The following is a 25,663-nucleotide window of genomic DNA, read 5'->3' on the forward strand; positions in this document are numbered from 1 at the left end:
GATGAACACGGCAACCCCGGTCAGCCTGCTGCTTGTCGATGACGAACAGCAATTGCGTGAACCCCTGGCCGACTATCTGTCGCGCCAGGGGTTTGCCGTAACCCAGGCCGCCAGCGCCGCCGAGGCCCGCAGTCTGCTGCGCGATGCCCGTCCCGATCTGGTCCTGCTTGACGTGATGATGCCGGGCGAGGACGGGCTGTCGCTGTGCCGCCACTTGTCCGAAAGCCAGGCGATCCCCACCATCCTGCTGACCGCACGGGGCGAAGCGACCGACCGGATCGTCGGGCTGGAAATCGGCGCAGACGACTATGTGGTGAAACCGTTCGAACCGCGCGAGCTGGTCGCCCGAATCCGCTCGGTCCTGCGCCGCGCGGCTAAAGGTCCGGTTGCGCCGGTCGAGGACGAAGTGTTCGAATTCGACGGCTGGCAACTCGATCCGCTGAAGCGGCGGCTGACCGATGCCGAAGGGGTGATGGTTTCGATCTCTTCGGTCGAATTCCGGCTGCTGATGGCCTTTCTGGAACACCCACGCCAGGTGCTGGACCGGGACCGCCTGCTCGACATGGTCCAGGGCCGCGAGGCGCATCTGTTTGACCGTGCGGTCGATAACCAGATCAGCCGCCTGCGCCGCAAGATCGAGGTCGACAGCCGCAATCCTGCCCTGATCCAGACCGTCTGGGGCGGCGGCTATATGCTCGCCGCCGATGTCCGCAAGGTGCGGGCTGCGGAGTGATGGCGCGCCCGTCCCTGCGTGCACTGTCATCCCGCCTCGCCCCCCGCAGCCTGCAGGGGCAGCTGCTGCTGGCCGTGGCACTTGCGCTGTTGGCAGCCCAGGCGATCAGCACCGCGCTGCTGTGGCGCGCCCAGTCTGACCGGCGCGAAGCGACCCTGGTTCACACTGCTGCGATCCGGCTGGTCGGCGCAAACCGCGAAAGCGAGCGGGCGGGCCGCGACGGGGATGACCATGGCCCCCGGCTGGGCTCCGGCCCGCATCCCCCCGAACTGCTCCGCGCCGCGCGCCATTTGCGGATCGAACTGTCCGCGCAGACCCCGCTGCGCGCGGGCGAACGCCGCTCCGCGGATGCCGAGGCGGAACTGCGCGAAATCATGATCAACCAGGGGATCGCGGTGGGCGATGTGATCGTCACCCACCGCGCGCTGGAAGCAGACCCGCGCATGGCCCGCCGCATGGCCGCCCGCGCCGCAGTGATCGGCCACCGCGGCCCGCCGCCGCCCGATCACTTGCTGATAGCCGGAATCCAGCTGCAACCGACGGGCAACTGGATGGTGGTGCGCGTGCCAGTGCCCCGGGTCGAACGCGCGCTGATTGCCACTATCCTGGGCCAGACCTTGCTGCTGTATGGCCTGCTGGTTGGAGTGATCGCCTTTATCGTCGGGCGGATCACCCGCCCGCTCAAGGCCCTGACCCGGCGGCTCGAACGCTTTGCCGAAACCCGCCAGGCTGATGGCCAGCTGGAACCCGAAGGCCCGGATGACATCCGCCACCTGATCCTGGCGCAAAACGCCATGGAAGGCCGGATCGCCACTTTGCTGGATGAAAAAGACGTGATGCTGGGCGCGATCGGGCACGATCTCAAAACCCCGCTCGCCGCGCTCAGGGTGCGGATCGAAAGCGTCGAAGACGAAACCGAGCGGGCCAAGATGGCCGGTACGATCGAGGACATCACCCGCAGCCTTGATGACATCCTCAGCCTCGCCCGGGTTGGCCGCCCCACCGACCCGCGCGAGATTGCGGACCTGTCCGCGCTGGTCGCGCAAGTGGCCGAGGAATACGAGGACATGGGCGAACCGGTAACTCTGGCCCCCGGCGAGCGGCTGGTCATGCCGCTGCGCGCCACCTGGCTGCGGCGCGCGCTGCGCAACCTGATCGGCAATGCCCTGCGCTATGGCACAGTGGCGCGGGTCAGCCTGCTGCGCGAAGGCGGGCAGGCGCTGATCCGGGTCGAGGATGACGGCCCCGGCATTCCCGAGGCCGATCTGCCGCGTATGCTGGAACCCTTCACCCGCGGCGAACCTTCGCGCAACAGCCTGACCGGCGGGGCCGGACTTGGCCTGACCCTGGCCCGCGCGATTGCCGAACAGCATGGCGGCAAGCTGGTGCTGGTCAACCGGCTCAATCCGGACAGCAGCGTAGCTGGCCTGACCGCCACAATCGCGTTGCCGGTCTAGGGTCAGGACCTATTAACCGCGCCTTCGAGGTTTGAGTCAGAATGGCTCAGAGCTAGGNGAGCCATTCTGGCCAAATCCCTGCGGGACGGCAGAATGGCTTCCATCTCGGACACAAATCCCCTTGGAAAGGCAACCAGCCTTCCCGGCGGGAATTTGCGTCCGATCTGTTCGCCATTCTGCCGCCTCGAAGGCGCGGTTAATAGGTCCTGACCCTAGGTCACAGACCCTGCCCCCTCCGTCCGGTGCTGCGCACCTGCCACCTCCCCCACAGGGGGGAGGATGCAGACCGCTCAGCCCAGCTTTTTCATCGCCGCCGAAATGTCGGCGCTGCGGGCCTCCTTCAGCACGCCGCAGGAGCGGATCCGTTCGATCGTGCGTTCCAGGTCAAGCGCGCCGGTTTTGCCCTGCAGTTGCGGGCGCAGGAATGCGGCAACCTCGTCCGCCCGGGCGACCGAGCAAAATCCGCCGACCATGCCCGGCAGCCGCGCGGAAAAGAAGATCCCGCCGCCGCCCCGGCTCAGCTGGTCATAATTGGCCTTGAGCCAGTCAAACCCCATGTCACGGGTCCCGCCGGCCATGATCACGCTGCGGACCAGGCCAAGCCGCTCGCTTTTGCGCAGACGGTCATCCTTGAATTCGTCGAGCACCCATTTGGCGATACCGAGCGCACCGCTGCTGCCCACGGCTTCCAGCGCCTGCGGGCGGAACAGCGGATCCTGCGAGGCCAGTGCGCGTTCGGCCAGATCCTTGGCCGCAACCAGTCCGCCCTGGTCGATCCAGGCCGACAGCGCCATATCGAACCAGGCCGGATCGAGCGCTTTGGCATCGCCGCCCAGATAGGCCCGCGTTGCCGCGATCAGTTGCTGGCGCACCCCCGCATCGCGCCCGGTCCGGGCCAATCGGCGGACGATCTGTTCGCGTTGCTGGCTGACTTCGGGATCCTGCCCGGCATAGGCCCCGGTGCGCGGATCAAACCCCAGCCGCTTCAGCCGGGGAGCATAAAGCTTGCCAATGAAGCGGCGATACCGTGCCTTGGCCTCATCATCCATAACGCCAGAATTGTAGAGGGTTTCAAGCGAATCGATCCCGGCTTCGCTGGCGTAACTGTCCTTGCTGGCGGACAGGCTGCGCGCCGCGGCCACCAGTTGCGATCCGCTGGCACGCCCGGCACGGAAGCTGGCGAGCAGCGAATCGCCAAGCGCCAGCGCCTCGCCCCCGGGGAGCGATCCGGCAACCTTGATCAGCGCATCCCAATCCTTTGCCGGCAATTCGAACCGGTAGTATCCGGTGCCCCCGACATTCGGGATCACCGCACCCTGTCCCGGCAGCGTCACTTCGCCGCCCGGCTCGGTCAGCAGCTGACATTGCTGCGCCGCGCCGATCCGCCGCAGGCATAGCGGCACGCCCCAGCGCGTTTCGGGCGGGGTGGTGCCCAGCCGGGCATAGCGGCTTTGCGCAACCCGATAGCGCCCGTCCTTGCCGCCGCTGAAAGTTACCAGCGGCACGCCCTGCTGATCGGTAAAGCTTTGCATCGCCGGGACGATCCGTGGATCGCCCGCGGCATCGGCCATGGCGGCGAAGAAATCCTGGCTGGTGGCGTTGCCGTATTTGTGCGCGGCCATATAGCGGCGCACCCCGTCGCGGAACTTGGTATCGCCCATGTAACCCGCGATCATCGCCACCACGTGGCCGCCCTTGCCATAAGTGATCGTGTCAAAGGCTTCGTCGATCTGGGCATTGGTGGGGATCGGGGTATGGATCGCGCGGCCCGCCACCAGGGCATCGGTGTTCATTGCGTTGAAGCCTTCGGCCAGGGCCCCGGCCCGGATGTTGAGATCGGGCCGCCATTCGTCCCCGATCCGGTAGCCCATCCAGTTGGCGAAACTTTCATTGAGCCAGATGTCATCCCACCAGGCCGGGGTGACGAGATCGCCGAACCACTGGTGCGCCAGTTCGTGCGCCACGATCATGCCAAAATTGCGCTTTTGTCCGGTGGTGGCCTGTTCATCCATCACCAGGATCGGATCGGCATAAAGGTCTGCCCCGGCATTCTCCATCGCGCCGGGCAGGATCGGCGTGGTGATCTGATCAAGCTTGGGATAGGGGAACGGCTGGTCGAAATACTTCTCCAGCAGGGTAACGATCCCCTTTGACCCTTCCAGCGCGAAAGCCAGCTTGTCCTTGTTCTGGCGGGTCGAAACGATCCGCAAGGGCAGCGGCGCGGCGCGCTGCGGGCTGGGCGGAACCGCGCCTTCGGCCACGGCAAACGGCCCAACCATCATCGCGATGAGATAGCTGGGCAGCGGCAGGGTGGGGGCAAAGCGGTGGACTTCGAGCCCGTTTTCGATGCTGCTCGACACTTGCGGGGCATTGCTGACCGCCACTTGTCCTGGCGGGGTGCGCAGGGTGACAGTGAAGGGCACCTTGAACCCGGGTTCATCAAACCCCGGGAAAGCGGCGCGGGCATCGATCGACTGGAACTGGGTCCAGCTGTACCAATCATCCCCCACTTTGACCCGGAACATGCCCGCCGGGCCGGAATTGAACCGGGCATCGTAATCGAAAGCCAGCGTGACCGGCCCCGCCGGAACCGGTTCGACAAAGGTCAGGCGGCCAACCCCGCTGGGGTCCATATCCTGCCAGGTGGCGGCAACAGTCTTGCCCCCGGCGGTCGCCGTGATCCGGCGCATGACCAGATCGCGCGCGTGCAGATCAAGTGTGCTGCCAGCGGCCTTGAGCACGGCATCGATTTCGACATGGCCGGAAAAGCGTTCGGCGGCGGGATCGACCGTCAGGTCAAGCCGGTAGGCCGTGGGCCGCGCGGCCTGGGTCAGCTGGCCCGTGGGCACGGCCACGGCTGGCGCAGGCGCGCTGTTGGTGGGCGCGGTCTGGGCAGCGGCGTTCTGGGCAGCAGCGTTCTGGGCGAGGGCTGGGCTGGCGACAAACGCCAGCGCCGAAGCGGCGAGCAGCAAGGGCTTGATCATGCCGCAAGCATGGCCGGAGCCGGGGAGCAAATGCAACCTCCCCGCTCGACCAAGGACCCACGCTGTCCGATGAATGGTCCGCTAGCGCAACAATCCGCCCAGCAACCCGCGCGCGAACCGGCCGAGCAGCTGGCCGCCCAGCGCCGTGCCGATCGCACCCGCCGCCGCGCTGGCCGCCGAAGCGACCGGCGAGCCGCCCGTCTTGCGCCCGCTCATCTTGCGGGCGATCATCGTGCCGGCCGAAGCCGCAGCGGCCCCGAACGCGGCCTTGCCGGCCTTTTCCCACATGCTGGGGGTTGCGCGCGGCTGGGCGCGCTGGGCTTCTTCGCCCTGTTCGTCCACCACTTGCGCGGCCTGCACGGCGTCCTGGGTCTTCTGGCTGAGCACTTCGGCGGCGCTTTCGCGGTTCACCGCTTCATCATATTTGCCGTCATAGGGGCTGATCGACTGGATGATCGCGCGCTCCTTTGGCGTGACCGGGCCCAGCCGGCTGCGCGGCGGAGCCACTTTGGTGCGCTGGACCACGGTGGGCGCGCCTTCATCGTCCAGCGTCGAAACCAGCGCTTCCCCTACCTTGAGTTCGGTGATGACGGTTTCGACATCGAGATCCTTGTTGATCCGGAAGGTTTCCGCCGCAGCGCGAATCGCCTTCTGGTCACGCGGGGTAAAGGCGCGCAGCGCGTGCTGGACCCGGTTGCCAAGCTGCCCGGCGATCTTTTCGGGGATGTCGATCGGGTTCTGGGTGACAAAGAACACGCCCACGCCCTTGGACCGGATCAGGCGCACAACCTGTTCGACTTTGTCAAACAGCGCGGCCGGTGCTTCGTCGAACAGCAGGTGGGCTTCGTCAAAGAAGAACACCAGGTTGGGCTTTTCGGGATCGCCCACTTCGGGCAGCGCTTCGAACAGTTCGGACAGCAGCCACAGCAGGAAGGTGGCGTAAAGCTTGGGGCTCTGCATCAATTTGTCGGCGGCGAGCACGTTGATCATGCCCTTGCCGTTTTCATCGCAGCGCAGGAAATCGTTGATTTCGAACGCAGGTTCACCAAAGAACCGGTCCGCGCCCTGGCTTTCGAAAGCGAGCAGCTGGCGCTGGATCGTGCCGACGCTGGCCTTGGAAATGTTGCCATAGGTGGTCGCCAGTTCGCTCGCCTGTTCGGCGCAGGTCATCAGCACCTGTTGCAGGTCATCCATGTCGAGCAGCAGCAGGCCCTGGTCATCGGCCCATTTGAAGGCGATCTGCAGCACCCCTTCCTGGGTTTCGTTGAGCCCCATCAGGCGGCTGAGCAGCAAAGGGCCCATTTCCGAGATGGTCGTGCGGATCGGGTGGCCCTGTTCGCCGTAGAGGTCCCAGAACACCGCCGGGTTATCGTGATATTCGAACGGATCGATCCCCAGTTCCTTCGCCCGGCCCTCGATCACGTCGGCATGCTTGAATTCATGGCTGCCCGACATCGAGATGCCCGAAAGATCGCCCTTCACGTCCGCCAGGAACACCGGGACGCCGGCCTGCGAAAACTGTTCGGCCATGGTCTGCAGGGTCACGGTCTTGCCGGTGCCGGTTGCCCCTGCCACCAGCCCGTGGCGGTTGGCGCGGCTCAGCTTCAGCACCTGACGCTCACCGTTGGCGCCAAGGCCGATGTAGATCTCTTCCATGTAATACTCCAAGCGACTCTGGCGGCTTGAATAGTGCGGGAAAGCCCGCTGTGCGAGCAGCTTTTTGCAAGGCGCGCGCAACGCGGCTAGAAGCCGCCAGCATGACCACGCCCTTCATCCTGCTGGACGATGCCCGCCCCCATGGGGCAAGCGCCGCGCGGCTCTATCGCGGCCCGCTCGAAGTGGTGGTCGCGCGCCGCGCTGAAGAGGTCGCCCCGGCGCTGGCCCGGCTGGACGCGCTGCGCGCCGAAGGCCGCGAGCTAGCGGGCTATATGGCCTATGAAGCGGGACTGGCGCTGGAACCCCGGCTGGCCCCGATGGCCGATGCCCGCACCGGCGCCGCCGGGCCGCTGCTGTGGTTCGCCGCTTTTGCCGGGCACGAAACGATCGACAGCGCCGATGTGCCCGCCTGGCTGGCGCGCGAAGGCGGGGCGGGGCTGGCGCAGATCGGCCCGGTCGAACCGCAAGTGTCCCCCGGGCACTACGCCGCCGCCTTTGCCGCCTTGCAGGAAGCGATCGCGGCGGGCGACATCTATCAGGCCAACCTGACTTTTCCGCTGGCCGGGTCCTATCGCGGCGATCCGCTGGCGCTCTATGCCGCGCTGCGCCCGGCGGCGGGGGCGGGCTATGGCGGGGTGCTGTTCGACGGGTCGCACTGGCTGCTGAGCCTGTCGCCCGAACTGTTCTTCGCCGAAAAGGGCGGGACCGCGATGGTCAAGCCGATGAAAGGCACGCGCCCGCGCGGCCGCGATGCGGCGGAAGACGCGCGGCTGAAGGACGAGCTGTCGGCATCGGTCAAGGACCGCGCCGAAAACCTGATGATCGTTGACCTGATGCGCAACGACCTCAGCCGCGTGGCCGAGGCGGGCAGCGTCAAGGTGGACCGGCCCTTCGCGGTTGAAAGCTATCCCACGGTCCACCAGATGGTCACCACGGTGCGCGCACGGCTGCAACCGGGCAAAGGCGCGATTGACATGTTGCGGGCGCTGTTTCCCTGCGGTTCGATCACCGGCGCGCCCAAGATCCGCGCGATGGAACTGATCCAGGCGGTAGAACGCGATGCGCGCGGGCCCTATTGCGGGGCGATCGGGCGGATCGATCCCTCTGGCGATGCGGCCTTCAATGTGGCAATCCGCACCTTGCGGCTGACGCCCGGCGAGGGTGGACGCGGCAAGGCGGTGCTGGGCGTGGGTTCGGCCATCGTCGCGGACAGCGAAGCACTGGATGAATGGCGGGAAGGCCTGGTCAAAGGGGGGTTCGTGCGGCTTAACGCGGCGGCTTGCGATCTGATCGAAACGATGCGGTTCACGCCCGAGGCGGGAATCGCGCTGCTTGAACTCCACCTCGAACGGATCAAGGCCAGCGCGGCGGAGCTGGGCTTTGCGTTTGATCGCCACGCGGTGCGCAACGCGATCCAGGCGCTGTGTTTTGAAATCGACCGGCCGAGCAAGGTCCGCCTGCTTGCCGCGCGCAGCGGGGCCTATTCGCTGGAAGTGGCCGAGCTGCCCGCCGCCCTGCCCGATCCCGCCCCTTGCGCGGTCATGCGCCTGCCGGTCGACAGCGGTGACTGGCGGCTGCGCCACAAGAGCACCGACCGCGGCTTTTATGACGCCGGGCTGAAAGCCGCCCAGGCCGCCGGAGCCAGCGAAGTGCTGTTCCTGCGCGATGATGGCCTGCTGACCGAAGGCTGCTTTACCAACCTGTTTGTCGAGCGCGAGGGCAAGCTGCTGACCCCGCCCGCGCGGCTGGGCTTGCTGCCGGGCGTGCTGCGCCGTTCCTTGCTGGACAGCGGACGCGCGGTGGAGGCCGAGCTGACCTTGCGCGATCTGGGCGACGGCTTCCTGATCGGCAATGCCCTGCGCGGACTGATCCCGGCCTATCTGCCGGCATGATTTCCGCCGCACTGCAACGCATCGCGCCGTCGCGCACCACGGCGATGACCGACCGCGCAATCGAACTGCGCGCCGCCGGGCGTGACATCATCTCGCTTTCCGTGGGCGAACCGGACTTTGCCACGCCTGCCCATGTAATCGAAGCCGCCAAGGCCGCGCTTGATGCGGGCGAGACCCGATACACGCAGGTCCCCGGCACTCTGGCGCTGCGCGAAGCGGCCGCGCTGCATTTTTCCCGCGACCTTGGGATTGCTGTGCCGCCCGGCCAGGTGATTGTCAGCGCGGGCGGCAAGCAGGCGATCTTCCACGCGCTGCTGGCTACGCTGAACCCGGGCGATGCTGTGCTGGTGCCCAGCCCGTGGTGGGTATCCTATCCCGAGATCGTGCGGTTTGCCGGGGCCGAAGTGGTCGATCTGCCGACCACCGCGACAAGCGGCTTTCGCATCACCCCGGAGCAACTGGACGCCGCGATCACCCCGCACTGCCGCTGGCTGCTGCTCAACTCTCCGGGCAATCCCACCGGGGCGACCTATCCGGCCGCCGAACTGCGCGCGCTGGGCGAAGTGCTGCGCCGACAACCGCAGGTCATGGTGCTGTCCGACGATATCTATGCCCCGCTGCGCTATACCCCCGGCGCGCACGCCACGCTGGCAGTGGAATGCCCCGATCTGGCCGACCGGATCCTGACCGTTTCGGGTGTATCGAAAAGCCACGCGATGACGGGCTTCCGGATCGGGGTAGCAGCGGGGCCGCAGTGGCTCATTTCCGCAATGGGGCGGCTGCAATCGCACAGTTCGGGCAATGCCGCATCGATCAGCCAGGCCGCCGCCGTTGCCGCTTTCTCAGGCCCGCAGGACTTTCTGGAGGACTGGCGCGAACGCTTTCGCGTGCGGCGCGACAGCGTGGTCGCCGCGATCAATGCAGTACCCGGCCTGTCCTGCCCGGTGCCCGATGGCGCATTCTATTGCATGGTCGATGCCGCGCCGCTGATGGACCGGTTCGGCGATGATGAAGCGCTGTGCCTGCACTTGCTGGAACACGGCGTCGCGGTGGTCGCGGCATCGGCGTTCGGCGGCGCGGCGGGGTTCCGGATCAGCTTTGCCGCCGACGATGCCAAGCTGGCCGAAGCGCTGCGGCGGATTGCAGCGGCGCTGGCTTGAACCCATGCCTTCGACAAGCCCGGGCCAAGCGGGTATGGGGGCCGGGATTGGAAATTGCTGTGAATGACATCCCCATCCTGTTCGAAGACGGCGAAGCGCTGGTGATCGACAAGCCCGGCGGCCTGCCGATCGAGCGTCCGCGCGCCGGGGGGCGGAGCCTGGAGGACCATCTGGAGGCGCTCAAGCTGGGGTTCCAGCGCCCGCCTGTGCCGGTCCACCGGATCGATACCGATACTTCGGGCTGCCTGTTGCTGGCGCGCAATCCCAAGGCCTTGAGGCGCTTTTCCGCCGCGTTCGAGGCGCGGCAGGTGGAAAAGCGCTATCTCGGCGTGCTGGCGGGCGATCCGCCGGGCGATGAAGGGACGATCGACCTTGCGCTGACCAAGATCAGCAGCGCCGAGGCCGGGTGGCGGATGATCGCCGCGAAAAAGGGCAAGCCATCGATCACCCATTGGCGGGTGTTGCAGCGGCTGAACGGATTGACCCTGATCGAATTCCGCCCCGAAACCGGGCGCACCCACCAGATCCGCGTGCATGCGGCCCATGCGCTGGGCCACGCCCTGCTGGGCGATCCGGTCTATGGCGATGATCGGGGGGCCAGCCGGACCATGCTCCACGCCGCCGGGCTGACCGTGCCGCGCGAAGGCAAGGCTCCGATTGCCGCCATGGCGCCGATGCCCGCCGATTTCATCGCGCTGGGGTTCAGCGATGGATGAGGTGATCGCCCGCGCCCAGGCGCTGGTTTCCGAAAGCTTCATCACTTCGGCCGGACCCGGCGGGCAGAATGTCAACAAAGTGGCGACCGCGGTGCAGCTGCGCGTCAACATCTATGCCCTGCGGCTGCCGGTGCCGGTGTTTCAGCGGCTGAAGGCGATCGCGGGCAGCAAGCTGACCGCCAGCGGCGAGATCGTGCTGACCGCTCGGCGGTTCCGCACCCAGGACGCCAACCGCCAGGACGCCCGCGAACGGCTGACCGAGCTGCTGACCGAAGCCCACAACCTGCCTCAGCCCCGGGCCAAGAGCCGCCTCAACCGGGTTGGCAAGCAGCAACGGCTGGCGGGCAAGAAGCTGCGCGGCGCAGTGAAAGCCGGGCGCGGCAAAGTGCAGCTGGATTGATCTGGCCAATCCTCCCCCCCTTGGGGGAGGTGGCTCGCGCAGCGAGACGGAGGGGGGTCTTGCACCGCCCATGCCCTCTCCGACCCGCCTGCGGCGGGCCACCTCTCCCAAAGGGAGAGGATTTACTGCTTCTTCTCTGAAGGTGCCGCAGTCACCGCCGGTGCCGCCCCGGTCTGATCCGCCGGGAGGCGCTGGCCCTCGACCATCTCGGCCGCTTCATCGAGCGCCTTGGCTTCGCCCACGCTGACCCCGCCGGGACCGGGGGCATTGTCCTGTTTGGAACAGGCGGCCAGCGCGATGAGGGCGAGGGGGAGGATCAGGTACCGCATCGCGCCGGTATAGCGCATCGCAGGCAAAACGGAAACGGGCGGCGCGGGGGTTGCCCCCTGCGCCGCCCGCCCTCGGTGACTGGTGAAAACTTACTGTTTGGCTTCGCCTGCCGGAGCCGCATCGCTGGGCGCGGCGGCGGCGTCAGCCCCGGCCGAAGCATCGGCCACGGGTGCGGCGTTAACGTCGGTCACGGCTTCTTCCGCAGGCATTTCAACGTTCTGGGCCGCAGCTTCTTCCTTGGCGCTGTCAGACTTGCCGCAGGCGGACAGCGAGAGGACGAGTGTGGCGGAAAGCGCGGCAATGGCAAGCTTGTTCATGCGAAGGCCCCTTGGCATGGTGGGAACAGATAGCGACTTGAACGCGAATCTAGTGCTTTTCCGCGCAATTTCCAACCACTTTGGCGCGCCTTGCCCACAGTCTGTCGCGCCGCGCTTGCATCATATAAAGATTTCTTTATATCGCACTGCAATGAAGATCGACACCACCTTGCGCGCCCTGGCCGATCCGACCCGGTTGAGGATAATGCGGCTGCTGGCGCATATGGAGCTGGCGGTGGGCGAACTGGCGCAAGTGCTGGGGCAAAGCCAGCCGCGCGTTTCGCGCCACGTGCGGATCCTGTGCGATGCGGGGCTGGCCGAACGCCGCAAGGAAGGCAGCTGGGTATTCCTGCGCAGCGCGGTGGGGGAACACCGCGCCCCGCCGCTGGGCGCCGCCGCCGCGACGCTGCTGTCGGTGGCGGAGCGCGATGACGCCAGCTTTGCCGCGCGCTGCGGAGAGGACCGCCGCCATCTCGCCGCGATCCGATCAGCGCGCGAAGCCAGCGCACAGGCCTATTTCGCCCGCCACGCCGCGGAATGGGACACACTGCGCAGCCTGCACCTGTCCGACGAACTGGTTGAAGCCGCGCTGGGCCAGGCTTTGGCCGACGATCTGGGCGCGCTGCTGGATGTCGGCACAGGCACGGGCCGTATCGCGCAGTTGTTTGCCCCGCAGGCGCGGCACGTTACCGGGTTTGACAAGAGCCCGGAAATGCTCCGCCTTGCCCGCGCCCGGCTGCAAGGGCTGGCGCCCGAGCAGCTGGAGCTGGTTCAGGGCGATTTCACCGCGCTGCCATTTGGCACCGGGCAGTTCGATACGCTGCTGTTCCATCAGGTGCTGCACTATGCCCAGGCCCCCGAACTGGTGCTGGCCGAAGCCGCACGGGTGACCCGCCCCGGCGGGCGCGTCGCGGTGATCGACTTCGCCGCGCACGACCGCGAGGAGCTGCGCAGCCAGCACGCCCACGCCCGTCTGGGCTTTTCGGACGAGCAGATGCTCGCCCTGCTGAGCGATGCCGGGTTCGCCGCCGCGCCGCCGCTGGCGCTGCCGGGCAAGCCGCTGACGGTGAAGATCTGGATCGGCACGCGCAGCGCCATGCCGCACAATTCAAACGCCCGTCAGGCCGCCCTGGCATGAGCCCCGCCAGCACCCTGCGCGGGGTTGAAGACCGGCCGCTGTTCGTCACCATTCCGGGCGATTTCCGGGTCAGCTTCGAATTCTTCCCGCCCAGGACCGAGGCGATGGAAGCGCAGTTGTGGGACGCCGTGGTGGAACTTGCCCCGCTCAGCCCCAGCTTCGTTTCGGTCACCTATGGCGCGGGCGGCTCCACCCGTGAGCGGACCCACGCCACGGTTGCCCGGATCGTCCAGGAAACCGGCCTGACCGCCGCCGCGCACCTGACCTGCGTTGCGGCAAGCAAGGACGAAATTTCCGAAGTTGCCGACCGCTATTGGGAAGCGGGCATTCGCCACATCGTCGCATTGCGCGGCGATCCGCCCGAAGGGATCGGCGGACGGTTCGAACCGCACCCGCAAGGCTATGCCAGCGCCGCCGATCTGGTCGCCGGACTGAAAGCGCGCCATGCCTTCGACATTTCCGTCGCCGCCTATCCCGAAGTGCATCCCGAAGCGGTCAGTGCATCGGCCGACCTCGACAACCTCAAGCGCAAGCTTGATGCCGGGGCGAGCCGGGCGATCACGCAGTTCTTCTATTCGACCGACGCCTATTTCCGGTTCCTTGACCGGGTGCTCGCCGCAGGGATCAGTGCGCCGATCCTGCCGGGAATCATGCCGGTGACCAATTTCGCCGCGATCCGGCGGATGAGCGGCAATACCACCGAAATCCCCGGCTGGATGATGCGCCTGTTCGACGGGCTCGATGCGCTGCCCGGCCCGCGCGCGCACATCGCCGCTGCGGTCGCTGCCGACCAGTGCCGCCGGCTCTATCAGGGCGGGATCCGCGACTTCCACTTCTACACCCTCAACCGCGCCGACCAGACCTATGCGATCTGCCACCTGCTGGGCCTGCGCGCCAAGGAACCGAGCCAATGACCGTGCGTGAACAATTGCTGGCCGAGGCGGCCAAGCGCGTCCTGATTTCGGACGGAGCCTGGGGCACCCAGATCCAGACCTGGGGACTGGGGGAAGCCGACTATGCCGGATCGCTGGGCCTGACGCGTGAGCAAAAGGGCAACAACGACATGCTGGCGCTGACCCGCCCCGACGTGATCGAAAGCATCTCGCGCGCCTATCTCGAAGCCGGGTCGGACATCCTTTCAACCAACACTTTCAATTCGACCAGCATCAGCCAGGCCGATTACGGCGCCGAGCATCTGGTGCGCGAACTCAACCTCGCCAATGTCCAGATCGCGCGGCGGCTGGCGGATGAATATGCGGCAAAGGATGGACGGCCCCGGTTTGTCGCGGGCGCGATCGGGCCGACCAACAAGACCCTGTCGCTCAGCCCCGATGTCAACGATCCCGGTTACCGCGAGATCGACTGGGACTATCTGGTGGACGTCTATCACGAACAGGCCGTGGCCCTGGTTGAAGGCGGGGCGGACTTCATTCTGATCGAGACGATATTCGATACCCTCAATGCCAAGGCCGGGATCATGGCGGTCAAGCGGCTGGAGCGCGAGCTGGGCCGCGAAGTGCCGCTGATGCTGTCGATGACGCTCACCGACCTGTCAGGCCGCAACCTGTCGGGCCACACGGTTGAAGCGTTCTGGTACGCGGTGCGCCATGCGCGCCCGGTCACGGTGGGTCTCAACTGCAGCTTCGGCGCGGCGCAGCTGCGCCCGCATGTCCGCGCGCTGAGCGGAATCGCCGACGCGCTGATCATGGTCTATCCCAATGCCGGGCTGCCCAACGAGCTGGGCGAGTACGACGAAATGCCCGAAACCACCGCCGCCATGGTCCGCGACTGGGCCGCGCATGGCCAGGTCAACGTGCTGGGCGGCTGCTGCGGGTCCACCCCGGCGCATATCGCTGAGATGGCCAAAGCGGTTAAGGGCCTTGAGCCGCGCGCGGTGCCCCAGCTTGAACCGGTGACGCGGCTGGCCGGGCTGGAGCCTTTCATTATCGCCGCCTGAAGCGCCCCGCTCCGTTCGTGTCGAGCGAAGTCGAGACACGGGCATGCGGCATCTCGACTTCGCTCGATGCGAACGGAAATCTGACTATGAATGATACTGCAAACACCCCCCGCCCGACCGGCTCTGCCTTCGTCAACATCGGCGAACGCACCAACGTCACCGGCTCGGCCGCGTTCAAGAAGCTGATCCTGGCGGGCGACTATGCCAAGGCGGTCGAAGTCGCGCGGCAGCAGGTCGAAAACGGCGCGCAGATCATCGACGTCAACATGGACGAAGGCCTGCTCGACGCGACCCACGCGATGACCACCTTCCTCAAACTGATCGCCGCCGAACCCGATATCGCCCGCGTGCCGGTGATGATCGACAGTTCGAAGTGGGAAGTGATGGAAGCCGGGATCAAATGCGTCTCGGGCAAGCCGGTGATCAATTCGATCTCGATGAAGGAAGGCGAGGAAGCCTTTCTGCACCACGCGCGCCTGTGCCGCGATTACGGCGCGGCGGTGGTGGTGATGGCGTTCGACGAAAAGGGCCAGGCCGACACGCGGGTCCGCAAGGTCGAAATCTGCGAACGCGCCTACAAACTGCTGGTCGGGATCGGTTTCCCACCCGAAGACATCATTTTCGATCCCAACATCTTCGCCGTCGCGACCGGGATCGAAGAGCATGACCGCTATGCGCTCGATTTCATCGAGGCCGTGGCGGAGATCAAGGCGCGCTGCCCGTATGTCCATTGCAGCGGTGGGCTGTCCAACCTGTCGTTTTCGTTCCGCGGCAATGAACCGGTGCGCCGGGCGATGCATTCGGTGTTCCTGTACCACGCGATTCCCGCCGGGCTCGACATGGCGATCGTCAACGCCGGGCAACTCGACATCTATGACCAGATCACGCCTGCGCTGCGCGATGCCTGCGAGGATGTAATCCTGTGCCGTCCGGTGGAAGGTGAACTGACCGCGACCGAACGCCTGATCGCGATTGCCGAAAGCTTCAAGGGCACCGACGCCAAGGCCGAAAAGGAAGCCGAGGAATGGCGCGGCTGGGACGTGGTGCGGCGGCTGGAACATGCGCTGGTCAAGGGCATCGACGCCTATGTGGTCGAAGATACCGAGGAAGCCCGCCAGCAGCACGCCCGCCCGATCGAAGTGATCGAAGGCCCGCTGATGGCAGGCATGAACACCGTGGGTGACCTGTTTGGCGCCGGCAAGATGTTCCTGCCGCAAGTGGTCAAATCGGCCCGCGTGATGAAGAAAGCCGTGGCCCACCTGATCCCGTTCATCGAAGCGGCGAAGGAGGAAGGCACCAAGGCCAAAGGCAAGATCGTGATGGCCACCGTGAAGGGCGATGTTCACGATATCGGCAAGAACATCGTCGGCGTGGTCCTGCAGTGCAACGGTTATGAAGTGATCGATCTGGGCGTCATGGTTCCGTGGACCACGATCCTGGACACCGCGCAAAAGGAAGGGGCCGACATCATCGGCCTGTCCGGCCTGATCACCCCCAGCCTGGATGAAATGGTCACTGTGGCCGAGGAAATGCAGCGCCTGGGGCTGACCATTCCGCTGCTGATCGGCGGGGCGACCACCAGCAAGGTCCACACCGCGCTGCGGATCGACCCGGCCTATGATGGCCCGGTGGTCCACGTGCTCGACGCGAGCCGCGCGGTCGGTGTCGCCAGCCAGCTGTTGTCCGACACCCAGTGCGATCCCTTCGTCAAGGCCACGGCTGAGGAATATCAGCACATCCGCGACGTCCGTTCGGGCAAGGATCCGTCGATCCTGCTCAGCCTGACCGACGCCCGCGCCAATGGCTTCAAAGCCGACCTTTCGGAAAAAGCCCCGCCGCCCGAAGCACCCGGCCTGCACACTTTCCCCGAATGGGATCTGGCCGATCTGGTCGAATGCTTTGACTGGACCCCGTTCTTCCGCGCCTGGGAACTGGCCGGCAATTTCCCCGCGATCCTGGCCGACGAGGTGGTCGGCGAAAGCGCGCGGGCGCTGTACAAGGACGCCAAGGCGATGCTGGAGCGGATCGTCAGCGAAAAATGGCTGACGGCGCGCGGCGTGGTCGGCTTCTGGCCCTGCGCGCGGGACGGCGATGACGTCACCATCCACCAGCCCCTTGCTCCGTTCGTGTCGAGCGCAGTCGAGACACCTGAGCGCGGCATCTCGACTTCGCTCGATGCGAACGGAGATGGGGTTGTTACGCATGTCCGCCTGCCATTCCTGCGCCAGCAGATCCGCAAAAGCCGCGACCGGGCGAACTATTGCCTCGCCGATTTCATCGATCCTGATGGCGATTGGATCGGCGGGTTCGCAGTGGGGATCCACGGAATCGAGCCGCACCTCGCCCGGTTCCAGGCGGCGCATGATGACTATTCGGACATCCTGCTGAAAGCGCTGGCCGACCGCTTTGCCGAGGCCTTTGCCGAACGCCTGCACCAGCACGTGCGCACCACGCTGTGGGGCTATGCCCCCGGCGAACAGCTGACCAACGAGGCGCTGATCCGCGAACAATACCGCGGCATCCGCCCCGCCCCCGGCTATCCCGCCTGCCCCGATCACAGCCTCAAGCCGGTGCTGTTCGACTTGCTGAACGCGGGCGAGAATGCCGGGATCGTGCTGACCGAAAGCCAGGCGATGCTGCCCACCGCGGCGGTATCGGGCTTCTACTTTGCCCATCCGCAGGCCGAATATTTCGGCGTTGCGCGGATTGGCCGCGATCAGGTGGAAGATTATGCCGCCAGGCGGGGGATGGACCTTCCGACGGTGGAACGCTGGTTGCGGCCCAATCTCGACTGAGTGCGGGGCGGCCCCGGGGGAATGGTTCACGCAGAGGCGCAGAGGAAGAAAAGAGGCGCAGAGGGGTATTGTTTGCGGCGAAGCCGCTTTCAATTCACCGGGATGCCGAAAGCGCGGCATCAGGATGATTCAGGAGCCTTCGGCTCAGCGCACCATCTCTGCGCCTCCTTTTCTTCCTCCGCGCCTCTGCGTGAACCCGAACCCAAAACCGGTCACGCCAACAAAACCAAAGTCCCCCCCGGCACGGGGAGGAATTGTCATCGCGGGCGGGCTTGCTACACTCGCCCCATGCTGCGCCTTCCCGCCCTGCTCGCCGCGCTCAGTCTGTCCGCTTCGGCCATGGCGCAGCCCGCCAGCGTCGCGATGCGGTTCGATCGCAAGACTATCACTCCGGTCCTGGCCGAAGGGCTGGCCGACAAGGCGACGGGCCGCGCGGTAACGGCGGACGATCCGGTGCGGATTGCCTCGATTTCCAAGCTGGTCACCACGCTGGGGGTGATGCGGATGGTGGACAAGGGCCAGCTTGATCTGGACCGTGACGTGTCGGACTATCTCGGCTGGACCTTGCGCAACCCGGCCTTCCCGGACATGCCGATCACGCTGCGCCGCCTGCTGTCGCACCAGTCGAGCCTGAGCGACGGGGGTGAGCTCTACATCATCCCGCTGGGCATGACCCTGCGCGAACGGCTGGCCGATCCACACGTATGGGACAGTGCCCATGCACCCGGCAGCGGCTGGTTCCATTACACCAACCTCAACTTTCCGGTGGTGGCGAGCGTGATGGAGCGCGTCAGCGGGGAGCGGTTTGACCGGCTGATGCAGCGACTGGTGCTGAAACCGCTGAAGCTTGATGCCTGTTTCAACTGGTCGGGCTGTTCGGCCAGGGCCACGGCGCGCGCGGTGGTGCTGTACCGTTCGAGCGGCGAAGTGGCGAAAGATGACCTGAAGGGCAAGCTGCCCGATTGTCTGGTTGCAACCGGGCCAGACGGGGCCTGTGATTTGTCCAGCTATGTCCCCGGCCACAACGGCGCGCTGTTTTCCCCGCAAGGGGGGCTCAGAATTTCGATGCGCGATCTCGCCCGGATCGGCCAAATGCTGGGGCGGCAGGGCGCGGGGTTCCTGTCTGGCCGCGCTTACGTCGAAATGACGCAGGCGCGCTGGCGGTTCGATGGCAGCAACGGTCTGGGCGAAGACGGCGCGGCGAGCGGGTTCTTCTGCGCCTATGGCCTGGCGGTGCAGCGCATCGGCAGCCGGGGCGAGAAATGCCGCGATGACCTGTTCGGCGATGGCATAGCGCGGCTGGGCCATTCGGGCGATGCCTATGGCCTCAAAAGCGGACTGTGGACGGACCCGCTGACCGGCCGGGGGCTGGCCTTTTTCACCACTGAGGTCGCGCCCGATGCCCCCACCGGCAAAACCGCCTTCACTGCGCGTGAGGAAGCGGTGGCAGCGCGCGTCAGACCGTAATGTAAGTGCCCTGGGTCCAAAGTGTGGCCGGATCGTAGCACCACTCGGTCGTCTTGTCCTGGATCGTGCAATAGACGCGGATATGGGCCCCGTCCTTGGCAAGCCAGCTGAAGGCGGAAACCTGACTTCCCGGCTTGCTGAAATTGCCATCGTACCACGCGTCGTCACCGGTCTGGCAGCGTTCCTTGACCATGTAACCGTCGCTTGAATAGACCCGCAGCGAAACCTCACCGGTGCTGTCGGTCCAGCCGGTTACAGCGGTTGCAACTGGAAATGCTGGATTATCTTTGGCCATGGCCGTCCCCTTTGCCCCGCGCGCGAATCGGCGGATTGCGGGGCAAGGCTCTACCCGATTGTCCGCCGTTACAAGCCGGTTGTCAGGACCGGACGGACACAGCATCCTGCGGCCACCGGGACCGGCGATGGAGAGCGGATTGCGCATTGGTTTGAGACTTGCCGTTCTGGCCGCGCTGCTGCTCCCAACCGCGCTGGCGGCTCAGTCTGCTCCGCCCGCGCTGGTGCTCGCCACCGCGCAAGAAGAAGCGGCGGCAGTGGACTGGATCAGGGCTTCTGGCCATGCCTTTGATCCCGGTGCCTATGGCGAGGCAGAGCTGGCCCCGCTGGTGGCACGGCTGAGCGGGGCGCGGATCGTCGGGATTGGCGAGGCGACCCATGGCGGGCATCAGGATCAGGCGTTCAAGGCCGAACTGATCAAGGCGCTGGTGCGGGCGGGCCAGATCGACGTGCTGGTGCTGGAAGCCAACCGCGCGGCCGGGGCGGCGTTTGACGGCTATGTTCGCGGCGGCACTGGCGATCCGGCGCGGCTGGTGCGGGGCGGCGCGTTCTTCCGGATCTGGAAGGATGACGAATTTGCCGGGCTGCTGCTGTGGCTGCGCGGCTGGAACCAGCAGAGCGAGCGGCAGGTGCGGGTGGTCGGGATCGACGATCAGGACGGCGGGCGCGATGCGGCCATGGCGCTGGGCTTTGTTTCGCGGTTCGATTCCACGGCAGCGCGGCACTTGCGCGGCGGGCTGGGCAGCCTGATCCCCGCTGGGAAGATCGAGCCGGGCCGGTTCCTCGACTGGTATCTGCAGGCACCCAAGGCAGATGTGGGTAAGGCCGCTGCCGCCAGTGGGGAACTGCGCGCGTGGTTCGCTGCCGCTCCCGCGCGGGCGAGGAGCGATGCCGGGTTCGACGCAGCGCGCTGGGCAGCGGAAACTGCGTGGCAGGCGTTCCAGGTGTTCGAATTCGAGCGCGCCGATGCCGACAAGGCCAGGGCTGACGCCAGCTACTATGGCCGCCGCGACCGGTTCATGGCGGCGAATGCCATCGGCATGCTGGGGGGCGCAGAGCGCGCCGCGATCTGGGCCCATGACAGCCATGTGATGGAAGACCTGCCCCAGATCGCCAGGGACATGGGCTTTGCCACGCTTGGCACGCTGCTGCGTGAAAAGCTGGGCGATGGTTATGCCACGCTGGGTTTTACCTGGTCGGGGGGTGCCTTTCACGCCAGCCGGCTGGCCAGCGCGGAGGACATGGCCAAGGCATCGCAGGGCCAGTCGCTGCAAGTGCTGCGCCTGCCCAACAACCGGCCGGGCGAGCTGGGCCATCTGTTCGACCAGACCGGGGCGCAGGCGCTGTGGATTGACCTGTCGACGCGGCCCAAGGGCGCGCTGCTCGATGCCTGGGCCGGCCGTCCCTATTGGCGCGGCTGGGCCGGGTGGGGAGTGGTTCCGGCGGACTGGCAGAAGTACAATCCCGAAACCGGCGACATCCCGCTACCGGCCACCATGGGGCATGACGTGATCGTCTGGTTCCGCACGATCAGCCCGTCGCGCCTGTGGCCGATCCCGGCGAAATAGGGGTTTCCACCGGGGCGGAGCCAGTTCGGATTGCGCCGGGCGGTGGTTCTGCCATAGCGCCGGGGTGACTTCCGCCCTGCTCGACCAGCTGCATGCCACTTTCGGCTTCTCCGCGTTTCGCGGGGTGCAGGATCAGGTGGTGGACCGCGTCATGGCCGGGCAAAGCACGTTGGCGGTAATGCCGACCGGCGCGGGCAAAAGCCTGACCTATCAGCTGCCCTCGGTGATGCTGGCGGGGACCTGCGTGGTGATTTCGCCCCTGATCGCGCTGATGCACGATCAGCTGCGCAGCGCCACCGCCAACGGGATCCGCGCCGCCACGCTGACCAGCGTCGATCTGGACCGCGAGGTAACGATCGAGCGGTTCCGCGCCGGTGAGCTTGATCTGCTCTACGTCGCCCCCGAACGCGCCAGCCAGGGCCATTTCCGCGAGCTGCTGGCCGCCGCCCAGCTGTGCCTGTTCGCGATTGACGAGGCGCATTGCGTTTCCGAATGGGGCCACGATTTCCGCCCCGATTACCGCGCGCTGCGGCCTTTGATGGATGCGTTCCCGCAGGTCCCGCGCCTTGCCCTTACCGCCACTGCCGATGCCCAGACCCGCGCCGACGTGCTCGCCCAGCTGGGGATTGCCGAAGACGGGCTGATCGTGGCCGGGTTTGACCGGCCCAACATCCGTTACGCGATCCGCCACCGCGACAACCCGGTGCGGCAGCTGACCACGCTGATGGCCGAACAACCGGGGCCGGGGATCGTCTATGCCCCGACCCGCAAGAAAGTGGAGGACCTGGCCGACAAGCTGGCCAAGGCCACCGGCCGCCCGGTGCTGCCCTATCATGCGGGCCTGCCGCCAGAGGTGCGCGCCGCCAATCAGGCGCGGTTTGTCGGCAGCGAAGACATGGTGATGGTCGCCACGGTCGCTTTCGGGATGGGGATCGACAAGCCCGACGTGCGCTTCGTCGCCCATGCCGGGATCCCCAAATCGATCGAGGGGTACTATCAGGAAACCGGCCGCGCGGGCCGCGATGGCGATCCGGCCACGGCCTTGATGCTGTGGGCCGCAGACGATTTCGCCCGCGCCCGCCACCGCCTGGGCGAGGTTGATCCGGCCCGGCGCGAAGGGGAGCGCACCCGGCTCGACGCACTGGCCGCCCTGGTCGAAACCGGCGGCTGCCGCCGCGCGCTGCTGCTGCGCCACTTTGGCGAAGATCCGCCGCAGCGCTGCGGCAATTGCGACAATTGCCTCGACGCGCCGGGGATCCGCGATGCGACACAGCTCGCCCAGAAATTCCTCTCCGCCGTGTACCGCACCGGGCAATCGTTCGGGTATGGCCACATCGAGAAGGTCCTGCTGGGGCAAAGCGACGAACGCGTGGTCCAGCGCGGGCATGACCAGTTGAGCGTGTTCGGGATCGTCCCGGCCGAGGACGCCCCGCTGCTTCGCGCGCTGGCCCGCGCGCTGCAGGCACGGGGTAGCCTGCTGCCGACCGAGCATGGCGGGCTGATGCTGGGCGGCGATGCCCGCGCGGTGCTGAAAGGGGAAGCCGAGGTCATGCTGGCGATCGCCGCCAAGCCCGAACGCACCGCCCGCCGCAGCCGGCGTGAGCGGGTTGGCGGCGCAGTCAACCCCATCGGCGATGCGCTGTTCGATGCCCTGCGCACGCTGCGCCGCGATCTGGCGCAGGAAGCGGGCCTGCCGCCCTATGTGATCTTCCACGACGCGACCCTGCGCGAAATGGCCACGCTGCGCCCCGCCAGCCTGAGCGCTCTGGGCGAGATCACCGGGGTCGGCACCCGCAAACTCGAAGCCTATGGCGATGCGTTCCTGCGGGTGATCCGGGAGCATTAGAGGCGGTTCGGGATTTTGGTTCACGCACCCGCCCGGCCCGAATCAAAAAGCGCAGCCGGAGCAGTGGTCCACCGCTGCTCCGTACTGCGCTGTTCATCGGATGTGCCGGGCCTGGGGCAGGTCCCGATTGGGATGGGGGGTGGGTCAGGAGCCCGCCCCGTATGGCCACGGCAGCATCCGATCCGTCCGATCCGGACGCCCGCCAGGGGAGGGACCTGGCGCGCGACTCTGTGGTTCGGTCGGCTGGGTGTCAATTTAGACTGGATTGGTCCAATATCAACCCCGGAACCGGGAAATCTTTGCCGCCCCGATCATGCACCAACCTTTTCCGGCATGACCGAGGAATGGAGGTGTTCGATTTTCCACTGCCCGTCTTCGAACTGGTAGAGGAAGCTGTAGCGCGCCTTCACATCGCTTTTTGCGCCCGTGGCGGCATCGGTCAGGCTAACTGTCCAGGTCCCGCTGCGCATCGCCCAGTTGCAGCCGGACTTGATCGTCGAAGTATCGATCCGGCCCACCGGGCTGCCTTTCAGAAACTTGACGAAATAGTCGCGCACACCGGCATGATCGGTGCGCGGCGCATTGGCGAGAGTGGCCAGCAGCACGGCATCGTCATCGAACAGCGCGGTCACCGTAACGGGGTTCTTGGTCGCCCAGGCGGCGTTGAACCGGGCGAAGTGATCGTCAAGCTTGGCCGCGCTGAGCATCTGGCACTGCGCCTTGCCCTTGGCGGTTCCGGCCAGAGCCGGGGCGACGCTGGCCATCACGGCAAGGGCGGCACAGGCGGCGGTAATACGGTATTTCATCAAGTGGTCCTCTCTTCAGATGACCGGAAAGCCGCCGCGATTGCGATCGCGGCGGTCCCGGTGCCGGTCTGCCTGGCAGGCGTGGTTCAGGTATGGCTGACCCGCAGGCCGCGGCGTGAAAGCCGCGCCAGCCGGTCCTTGATCCCCAGCTTGAGCTTTTTCAGCCGGACGATCTCGATCGGATCGACCCAGCGCCGCTGCTGCGCGGTGCGCAGGGCGGCATCAAGCCGTTGGTGGCGTTCCAGCAAGGTGAAAACGCGGTCAGACATCGCAGGTAAGCTCCCTATCGTAACAAAACAGTACGATCGGATGCTCCGAGCCTGGCCAGAAGGTCGAGGATGGGGGGAAAGACCCCGGACCATGGCATCGGATGCATCCGATGCGGTCCGACATCACGTGGCGAAGTTCCCATAAGGGCAACTGCGCCGCGCCAGAGGGGCCCGGTCCCGCAAGGAACAATCTAGGGCCACGCCGCAGGATTTCAAGCCCCTTTGGCAAAGCCGGTTGACGGACCGGTGAATTACGATATTAATGTGATATCAAATTAAAGGGGAATCCCGATGTCCGATTCGCATCCCGCCATGCTGTCCAGCCGCGAAACCCGCGCCTGGAGCACCAGTGGCTATCTGATGCTGCTGGTCTTTCTCGCGCTGGTATTGCTGTTTGGCTGGCGAGTCATGGCCATCGCCAATACCGAACCCAGCGACAGCGACGTGCTGGGCTTTGTGTTCAGCAATTTCACCATCGCAATCCTGCTGGTGCTGATTGCCAAGGGTTTCTACATGCTGCAGCCCAATCAGGGCGCGGCGATCACCCTGTTCGGATCCTATCGCGGGACCGATCGGCAGGCCGGCCTGCGCTGGGTCTGGCCGTGGATGGGCAAGACCAAGATTTCGGTCCGCGCCAACAACCTGATCTCTGACAAGATCAAGGTCAACGACCTGCGCGGCAATCCGATCGAGATGGCGGCACAAGTGGTCTGGCGCGTGGTCGATACCGCGCAGGCGCTCTACGATGTCGATGATTACAAGGCCTTCGTCATGGTCCAGATCGAAGCCGCCGTGCGGACCATCGGCTCGCGCTATCCCTATGACGATTTCACCCATGCCGAAGTGACCCTGCGCGGCAACCACGATCAGGTCGGCGCGGAATTGCGCAGCGAACTGATCGCGCGGTTGCAGCTGGCCGGGATCACGGTGGATGAATGCGGCTTTACCCATCTGGCCTATGCCCAGGAAATCGCCGGGGCCATGCTGCGCCGCCAGCAGGCCGAAGCCGTGGTCGCCGCCCGCAAGACCCTGGTCGAAGGCGCGGTCGGCATGGTCGAAATGGCGCTGGGCATGCTCAGCGAAAAGAATGTGGTCGAACTGGATGACGAACGCCGCGCCGCGATGGTCAGCAACCTGATGGTGGTGCTGTGCGGGGAACGCGATACCCAGCCGGTGGTCAATGCAGGCTCGCTCTATTGATCTGACCGCCGATGCCCCCCGCCCCCAAGAAAGCCTTCCCGCTGCGGCTCGATCCGGCGCTCTACGCCGCACTGGAACGCGCTGCCGCCGCAGACCTGCGCTCGGTCAATGCCGAGGTCGAGGTGCTGCTGCGCGAGGCTTTAGCCCGGCGCGGGATCAAGGTCGCGGCCAGCGACCCGCCCCGGCGCGGGCGGCCGCCGAAAGGAGAATGACCATGCTGCATAGATTTCTTACCCCCGGCCCGTGGTTCGCCGCCAAACGTTATGGCATCGGCGCGGGCCGCCCGATCGTCTGGCAGGGCTGGGTGCTGCTGGCGAGCTATCTGGGCGTGCTGGCCGGACTGGGCCGGTTCTCCGCCCATGCGCAGGGCGGCGCGCGGGTTTCGGCTCTGGTCGTATTCGTGATCTGCACTACGCTGTTCCTGCTGCTGGTCCACAAACGCACACAGGGAGGGTGGAAGTGGCACTGGGGGCGCAAGTGACTGCGCCGCCCGGCGTCATTGCGGCGGCATGCGTGTCTGTCGCTTCGGAAGGGGTCATTCCGGATGCGACCACATTGCGGACATTACTCTCGCCACTTTAGGGGAGAGATACGCAGGCTTGAGAGCGAAGCGAACTAGCCGGAGTTGAGAGGGGGATTGGCAACGCCCCCTCTCCCAACCCTCTCCCCTGAAGGGGA

General features: G+C 66.2%; 23 protein-coding genes. 16 read left to right on the plus strand and 7 right to left on the minus strand.

Annotated features, from left to right (window positions below; translation table 11 throughout):
• The first annotated feature begins 1 nt into the window (after nucleotide 1).
• Together MNBBLIKP_RS01940 and MNBBLIKP_RS01945 are read left to right on the plus strand one after the other, a co-directional pair.
• Complete coding sequence (locus MNBBLIKP_RS01940) at nucleotides 2–733, plus strand: response regulator (protein ID WP_088306925.1); 732 nt, start codon at nucleotides 2–4, stop codon at nucleotides 731–733.
• Nucleotides 733–2,190 carry a sensor histidine kinase gene (locus MNBBLIKP_RS01945; RefSeq protein WP_088306927.1) on the plus strand — a complete coding sequence of 486 codons (1,458 nt, stop codon included), beginning with the start codon at nucleotides 733–735 and terminating at the stop codon, nucleotides 2,188–2,190. Before MNBBLIKP_RS01940 ends, MNBBLIKP_RS01945 begins: the two co-directional genes overlap by 1 nt.
• 290 nt (nucleotides 2,191–2,480) lie before the next feature.
• Here MNBBLIKP_RS01945 and MNBBLIKP_RS01950 read toward each other — a convergent pair whose 3' ends face one another.
• Nucleotides 2,481–5,174, minus strand: a complete 2,694-nt coding sequence (locus MNBBLIKP_RS01950; protein WP_088306929.1) for a M1 family metallopeptidase — start codon at nucleotides 5,172–5,174, stop codon at nucleotides 2,481–2,483.
• An 81-nt stretch (nucleotides 5,175–5,255) separates the two neighbouring features.
• Nucleotides 5,256–6,830, minus strand: coding sequence for a helicase HerA-like domain-containing protein (locus MNBBLIKP_RS01955; protein ID WP_088306931.1), 1,575 nt, complete (start codon nucleotides 6,828–6,830; stop codon nucleotides 5,256–5,258).
• Between the two features lie 101 nt (nucleotides 6,831–6,931).
• On the opposite strand from MNBBLIKP_RS01955, the gene pabB reads away from it, so the two are divergent.
• Genes pabB through arfB form a run of 4 tightly spaced genes read left to right on the plus strand, consistent with a single transcriptional unit; the run spans nucleotide 6,932 to nucleotide 10,998 of the window.
• Entirely contained in the window at nucleotides 6,932–8,722 is a 1,791-nt protein-coding gene (pabB, locus tag MNBBLIKP_RS01960; protein WP_088306933.1) for an aminodeoxychorismate synthase component I, read from the plus strand.
• Complete coding sequence (locus MNBBLIKP_RS01965) at nucleotides 8,719–9,882, plus strand: pyridoxal phosphate-dependent aminotransferase (protein WP_254912886.1); 1,164 nt, start codon at nucleotides 8,719–8,721, stop codon at nucleotides 9,880–9,882. Before pabB ends, MNBBLIKP_RS01965 begins: the two co-directional genes overlap by 4 nt.
• A 59-nt stretch (nucleotides 9,883–9,941) precedes the next feature.
• Entirely contained in the window at nucleotides 9,942–10,598 is a 657-nt protein-coding gene (locus tag MNBBLIKP_RS01970; RefSeq protein WP_088306935.1) for an RluA family pseudouridine synthase, read from the plus strand.
• Nucleotides 10,591–10,998 carry an alternative ribosome rescue aminoacyl-tRNA hydrolase ArfB gene (gene arfB / locus MNBBLIKP_RS01975; RefSeq protein WP_088306937.1) on the plus strand — a complete coding sequence of 136 codons (408 nt, stop codon included), beginning with the start codon at nucleotides 10,591–10,593 and terminating at the stop codon, nucleotides 10,996–10,998. Before MNBBLIKP_RS01970 ends, arfB begins: the two co-directional genes overlap by 8 nt.
• A gap of 122 nt (nucleotides 10,999–11,120) precedes the next feature.
• Here arfB and MNBBLIKP_RS01980 read toward each other — a convergent pair whose 3' ends face one another.
• A complete protein-coding gene (locus MNBBLIKP_RS01980) occupies nucleotides 11,121–11,345 on the minus strand; it encodes a hypothetical protein (protein ID WP_254912887.1) in 225 nt (74 codons plus the stop codon).
• 72 nt (nucleotides 11,346–11,417) lie between these two features.
• Entirely contained in the window at nucleotides 11,418–11,645 is a 228-nt protein-coding gene (locus tag MNBBLIKP_RS01985) for a hypothetical protein (RefSeq protein WP_088306939.1), read from the minus strand.
• A gap of 151 nt (nucleotides 11,646–11,796) precedes the next feature.
• On the opposite strand from MNBBLIKP_RS01985, the gene MNBBLIKP_RS01990 reads away from it, so the two are divergent.
• The 5 genes from MNBBLIKP_RS01990 to MNBBLIKP_RS02010 all read left to right on the plus strand — a co-directional run bounded on the left by MNBBLIKP_RS01990 (nucleotide 11,797) and on the right by MNBBLIKP_RS02010 (nucleotide 19,002).
• Nucleotides 11,797–12,783, plus strand: coding sequence for an ArsR/SmtB family transcription factor (locus MNBBLIKP_RS01990; RefSeq protein ID WP_088306941.1), 987 nt, complete (start codon nucleotides 11,797–11,799; stop codon nucleotides 12,781–12,783).
• Nucleotides 12,780–13,697 (plus strand): methylenetetrahydrofolate reductase [NAD(P)H], encoded by a 918-nt coding sequence (gene metF / locus MNBBLIKP_RS01995; RefSeq protein ID WP_088306943.1) that lies wholly within the window; start codon nucleotides 12,780–12,782, stop codon nucleotides 13,695–13,697. The genes MNBBLIKP_RS01990 and metF overlap by 4 nt, the downstream gene beginning before the upstream one ends.
• Nucleotides 13,694–14,740 (plus strand): homocysteine S-methyltransferase family protein, encoded by a 1,047-nt coding sequence (locus tag MNBBLIKP_RS02000; RefSeq protein WP_088306945.1) that lies wholly within the window; start codon nucleotides 13,694–13,696, stop codon nucleotides 14,738–14,740. Before metF ends, MNBBLIKP_RS02000 begins: the two co-directional genes overlap by 4 nt.
• Before the next feature lie 86 nt (nucleotides 14,741–14,826).
• Nucleotides 14,827–17,535, plus strand: coding sequence for a methionine synthase (gene metH / locus MNBBLIKP_RS02005; RefSeq protein ID WP_088306947.1), 2,709 nt, complete (start codon nucleotides 14,827–14,829; stop codon nucleotides 17,533–17,535).
• Between the two features lie 288 nt (nucleotides 17,536–17,823).
• Nucleotides 17,824–19,002 (plus strand): serine hydrolase domain-containing protein, encoded by a 1,179-nt coding sequence (locus tag MNBBLIKP_RS02010; RefSeq protein ID WP_088306949.1) that lies wholly within the window; start codon nucleotides 17,824–17,826, stop codon nucleotides 19,000–19,002.
• On the opposite strand, the gene MNBBLIKP_RS02015 is transcribed toward MNBBLIKP_RS02010, so the two are convergent.
• On the minus strand, nucleotides 18,992–19,297 hold the full coding sequence (locus MNBBLIKP_RS02015; protein WP_176399616.1) for a fucose-binding lectin protein: 306 nt from the start codon (nucleotides 19,295–19,297) through the stop codon (nucleotides 18,992–18,994). The two genes, MNBBLIKP_RS02010 and MNBBLIKP_RS02015, sit on opposite strands and share 11 nt — an antisense overlap.
• 151 nt (nucleotides 19,298–19,448) lie before the next feature.
• Here MNBBLIKP_RS02015 and MNBBLIKP_RS02020 point away from each other — a divergent pair, with 151 nt between their 5' ends.
• Nucleotides 19,449–20,864, plus strand: a complete 1,416-nt coding sequence (locus MNBBLIKP_RS02020) for an erythromycin esterase family protein (protein WP_176399617.1) — start codon at nucleotides 19,449–19,451, stop codon at nucleotides 20,862–20,864.
• A 64-nt stretch (nucleotides 20,865–20,928) separates the two neighbouring features.
• Nucleotides 20,929–22,710, plus strand: a complete 1,782-nt coding sequence (recQ, locus tag MNBBLIKP_RS02025) for a DNA helicase RecQ (RefSeq protein WP_088306955.1) — start codon at nucleotides 20,929–20,931, stop codon at nucleotides 22,708–22,710.
• A 311-nt stretch (nucleotides 22,711–23,021) separates the two neighbouring features.
• Here the strand turns inward: recQ and MNBBLIKP_RS02030 are convergent, their stop codons facing one another.
• Nucleotides 23,022–23,516: an SgcJ/EcaC family oxidoreductase gene (locus MNBBLIKP_RS02030; RefSeq protein ID WP_088306957.1), complete on the minus strand. Its 495-nt coding sequence runs from the start codon at nucleotides 23,514–23,516 to the stop codon at nucleotides 23,022–23,024.
• Nucleotides 23,517–23,602: 86 nt separating this feature from the next.
• Nucleotides 23,603–23,785, minus strand: a complete 183-nt coding sequence (locus MNBBLIKP_RS02035) for a YdcH family protein (RefSeq protein WP_088306959.1) — start codon at nucleotides 23,783–23,785, stop codon at nucleotides 23,603–23,605.
• A gap of 291 nt (nucleotides 23,786–24,076) precedes the next feature.
• Between MNBBLIKP_RS02035 and MNBBLIKP_RS02040 the strand changes: the two genes are divergently transcribed.
• Genes MNBBLIKP_RS02040 through MNBBLIKP_RS02050 form a run of 3 tightly spaced genes read left to right on the plus strand, consistent with a single transcriptional unit; the run spans nucleotide 24,077 to nucleotide 25,466 of the window.
• Complete coding sequence (locus MNBBLIKP_RS02040) at nucleotides 24,077–24,985, plus strand: SPFH domain-containing protein (protein WP_088306961.1); 909 nt, start codon at nucleotides 24,077–24,079, stop codon at nucleotides 24,983–24,985.
• Between the two features lie 11 nt (nucleotides 24,986–24,996).
• Nucleotides 24,997–25,197 carry a toxin-antitoxin system HicB family antitoxin gene (locus MNBBLIKP_RS02045; protein ID WP_088306963.1) on the plus strand — a complete coding sequence of 67 codons (201 nt, stop codon included), beginning with the start codon at nucleotides 24,997–24,999 and terminating at the stop codon, nucleotides 25,195–25,197.
• Nucleotides 25,198–25,199: 2 nt separating this feature from the next.
• The gene (locus tag MNBBLIKP_RS02050; RefSeq protein ID WP_088306979.1) at nucleotides 25,200–25,466 is read left to right on the plus strand and encodes a hypothetical protein; all 267 of its coding nucleotides are present in this window, start codon (nucleotides 25,200–25,202) and stop codon (nucleotides 25,464–25,466) included.
• Nucleotides 25,467–25,663: the final 197 nt, after the last annotated feature.

The organism is Novosphingobium sp. B 225 (genome assembly GCF_002198665.1).
Classification (GTDB): Bacteria; Pseudomonadota; Alphaproteobacteria; order Sphingomonadales; family Sphingomonadaceae; genus Novosphingobium.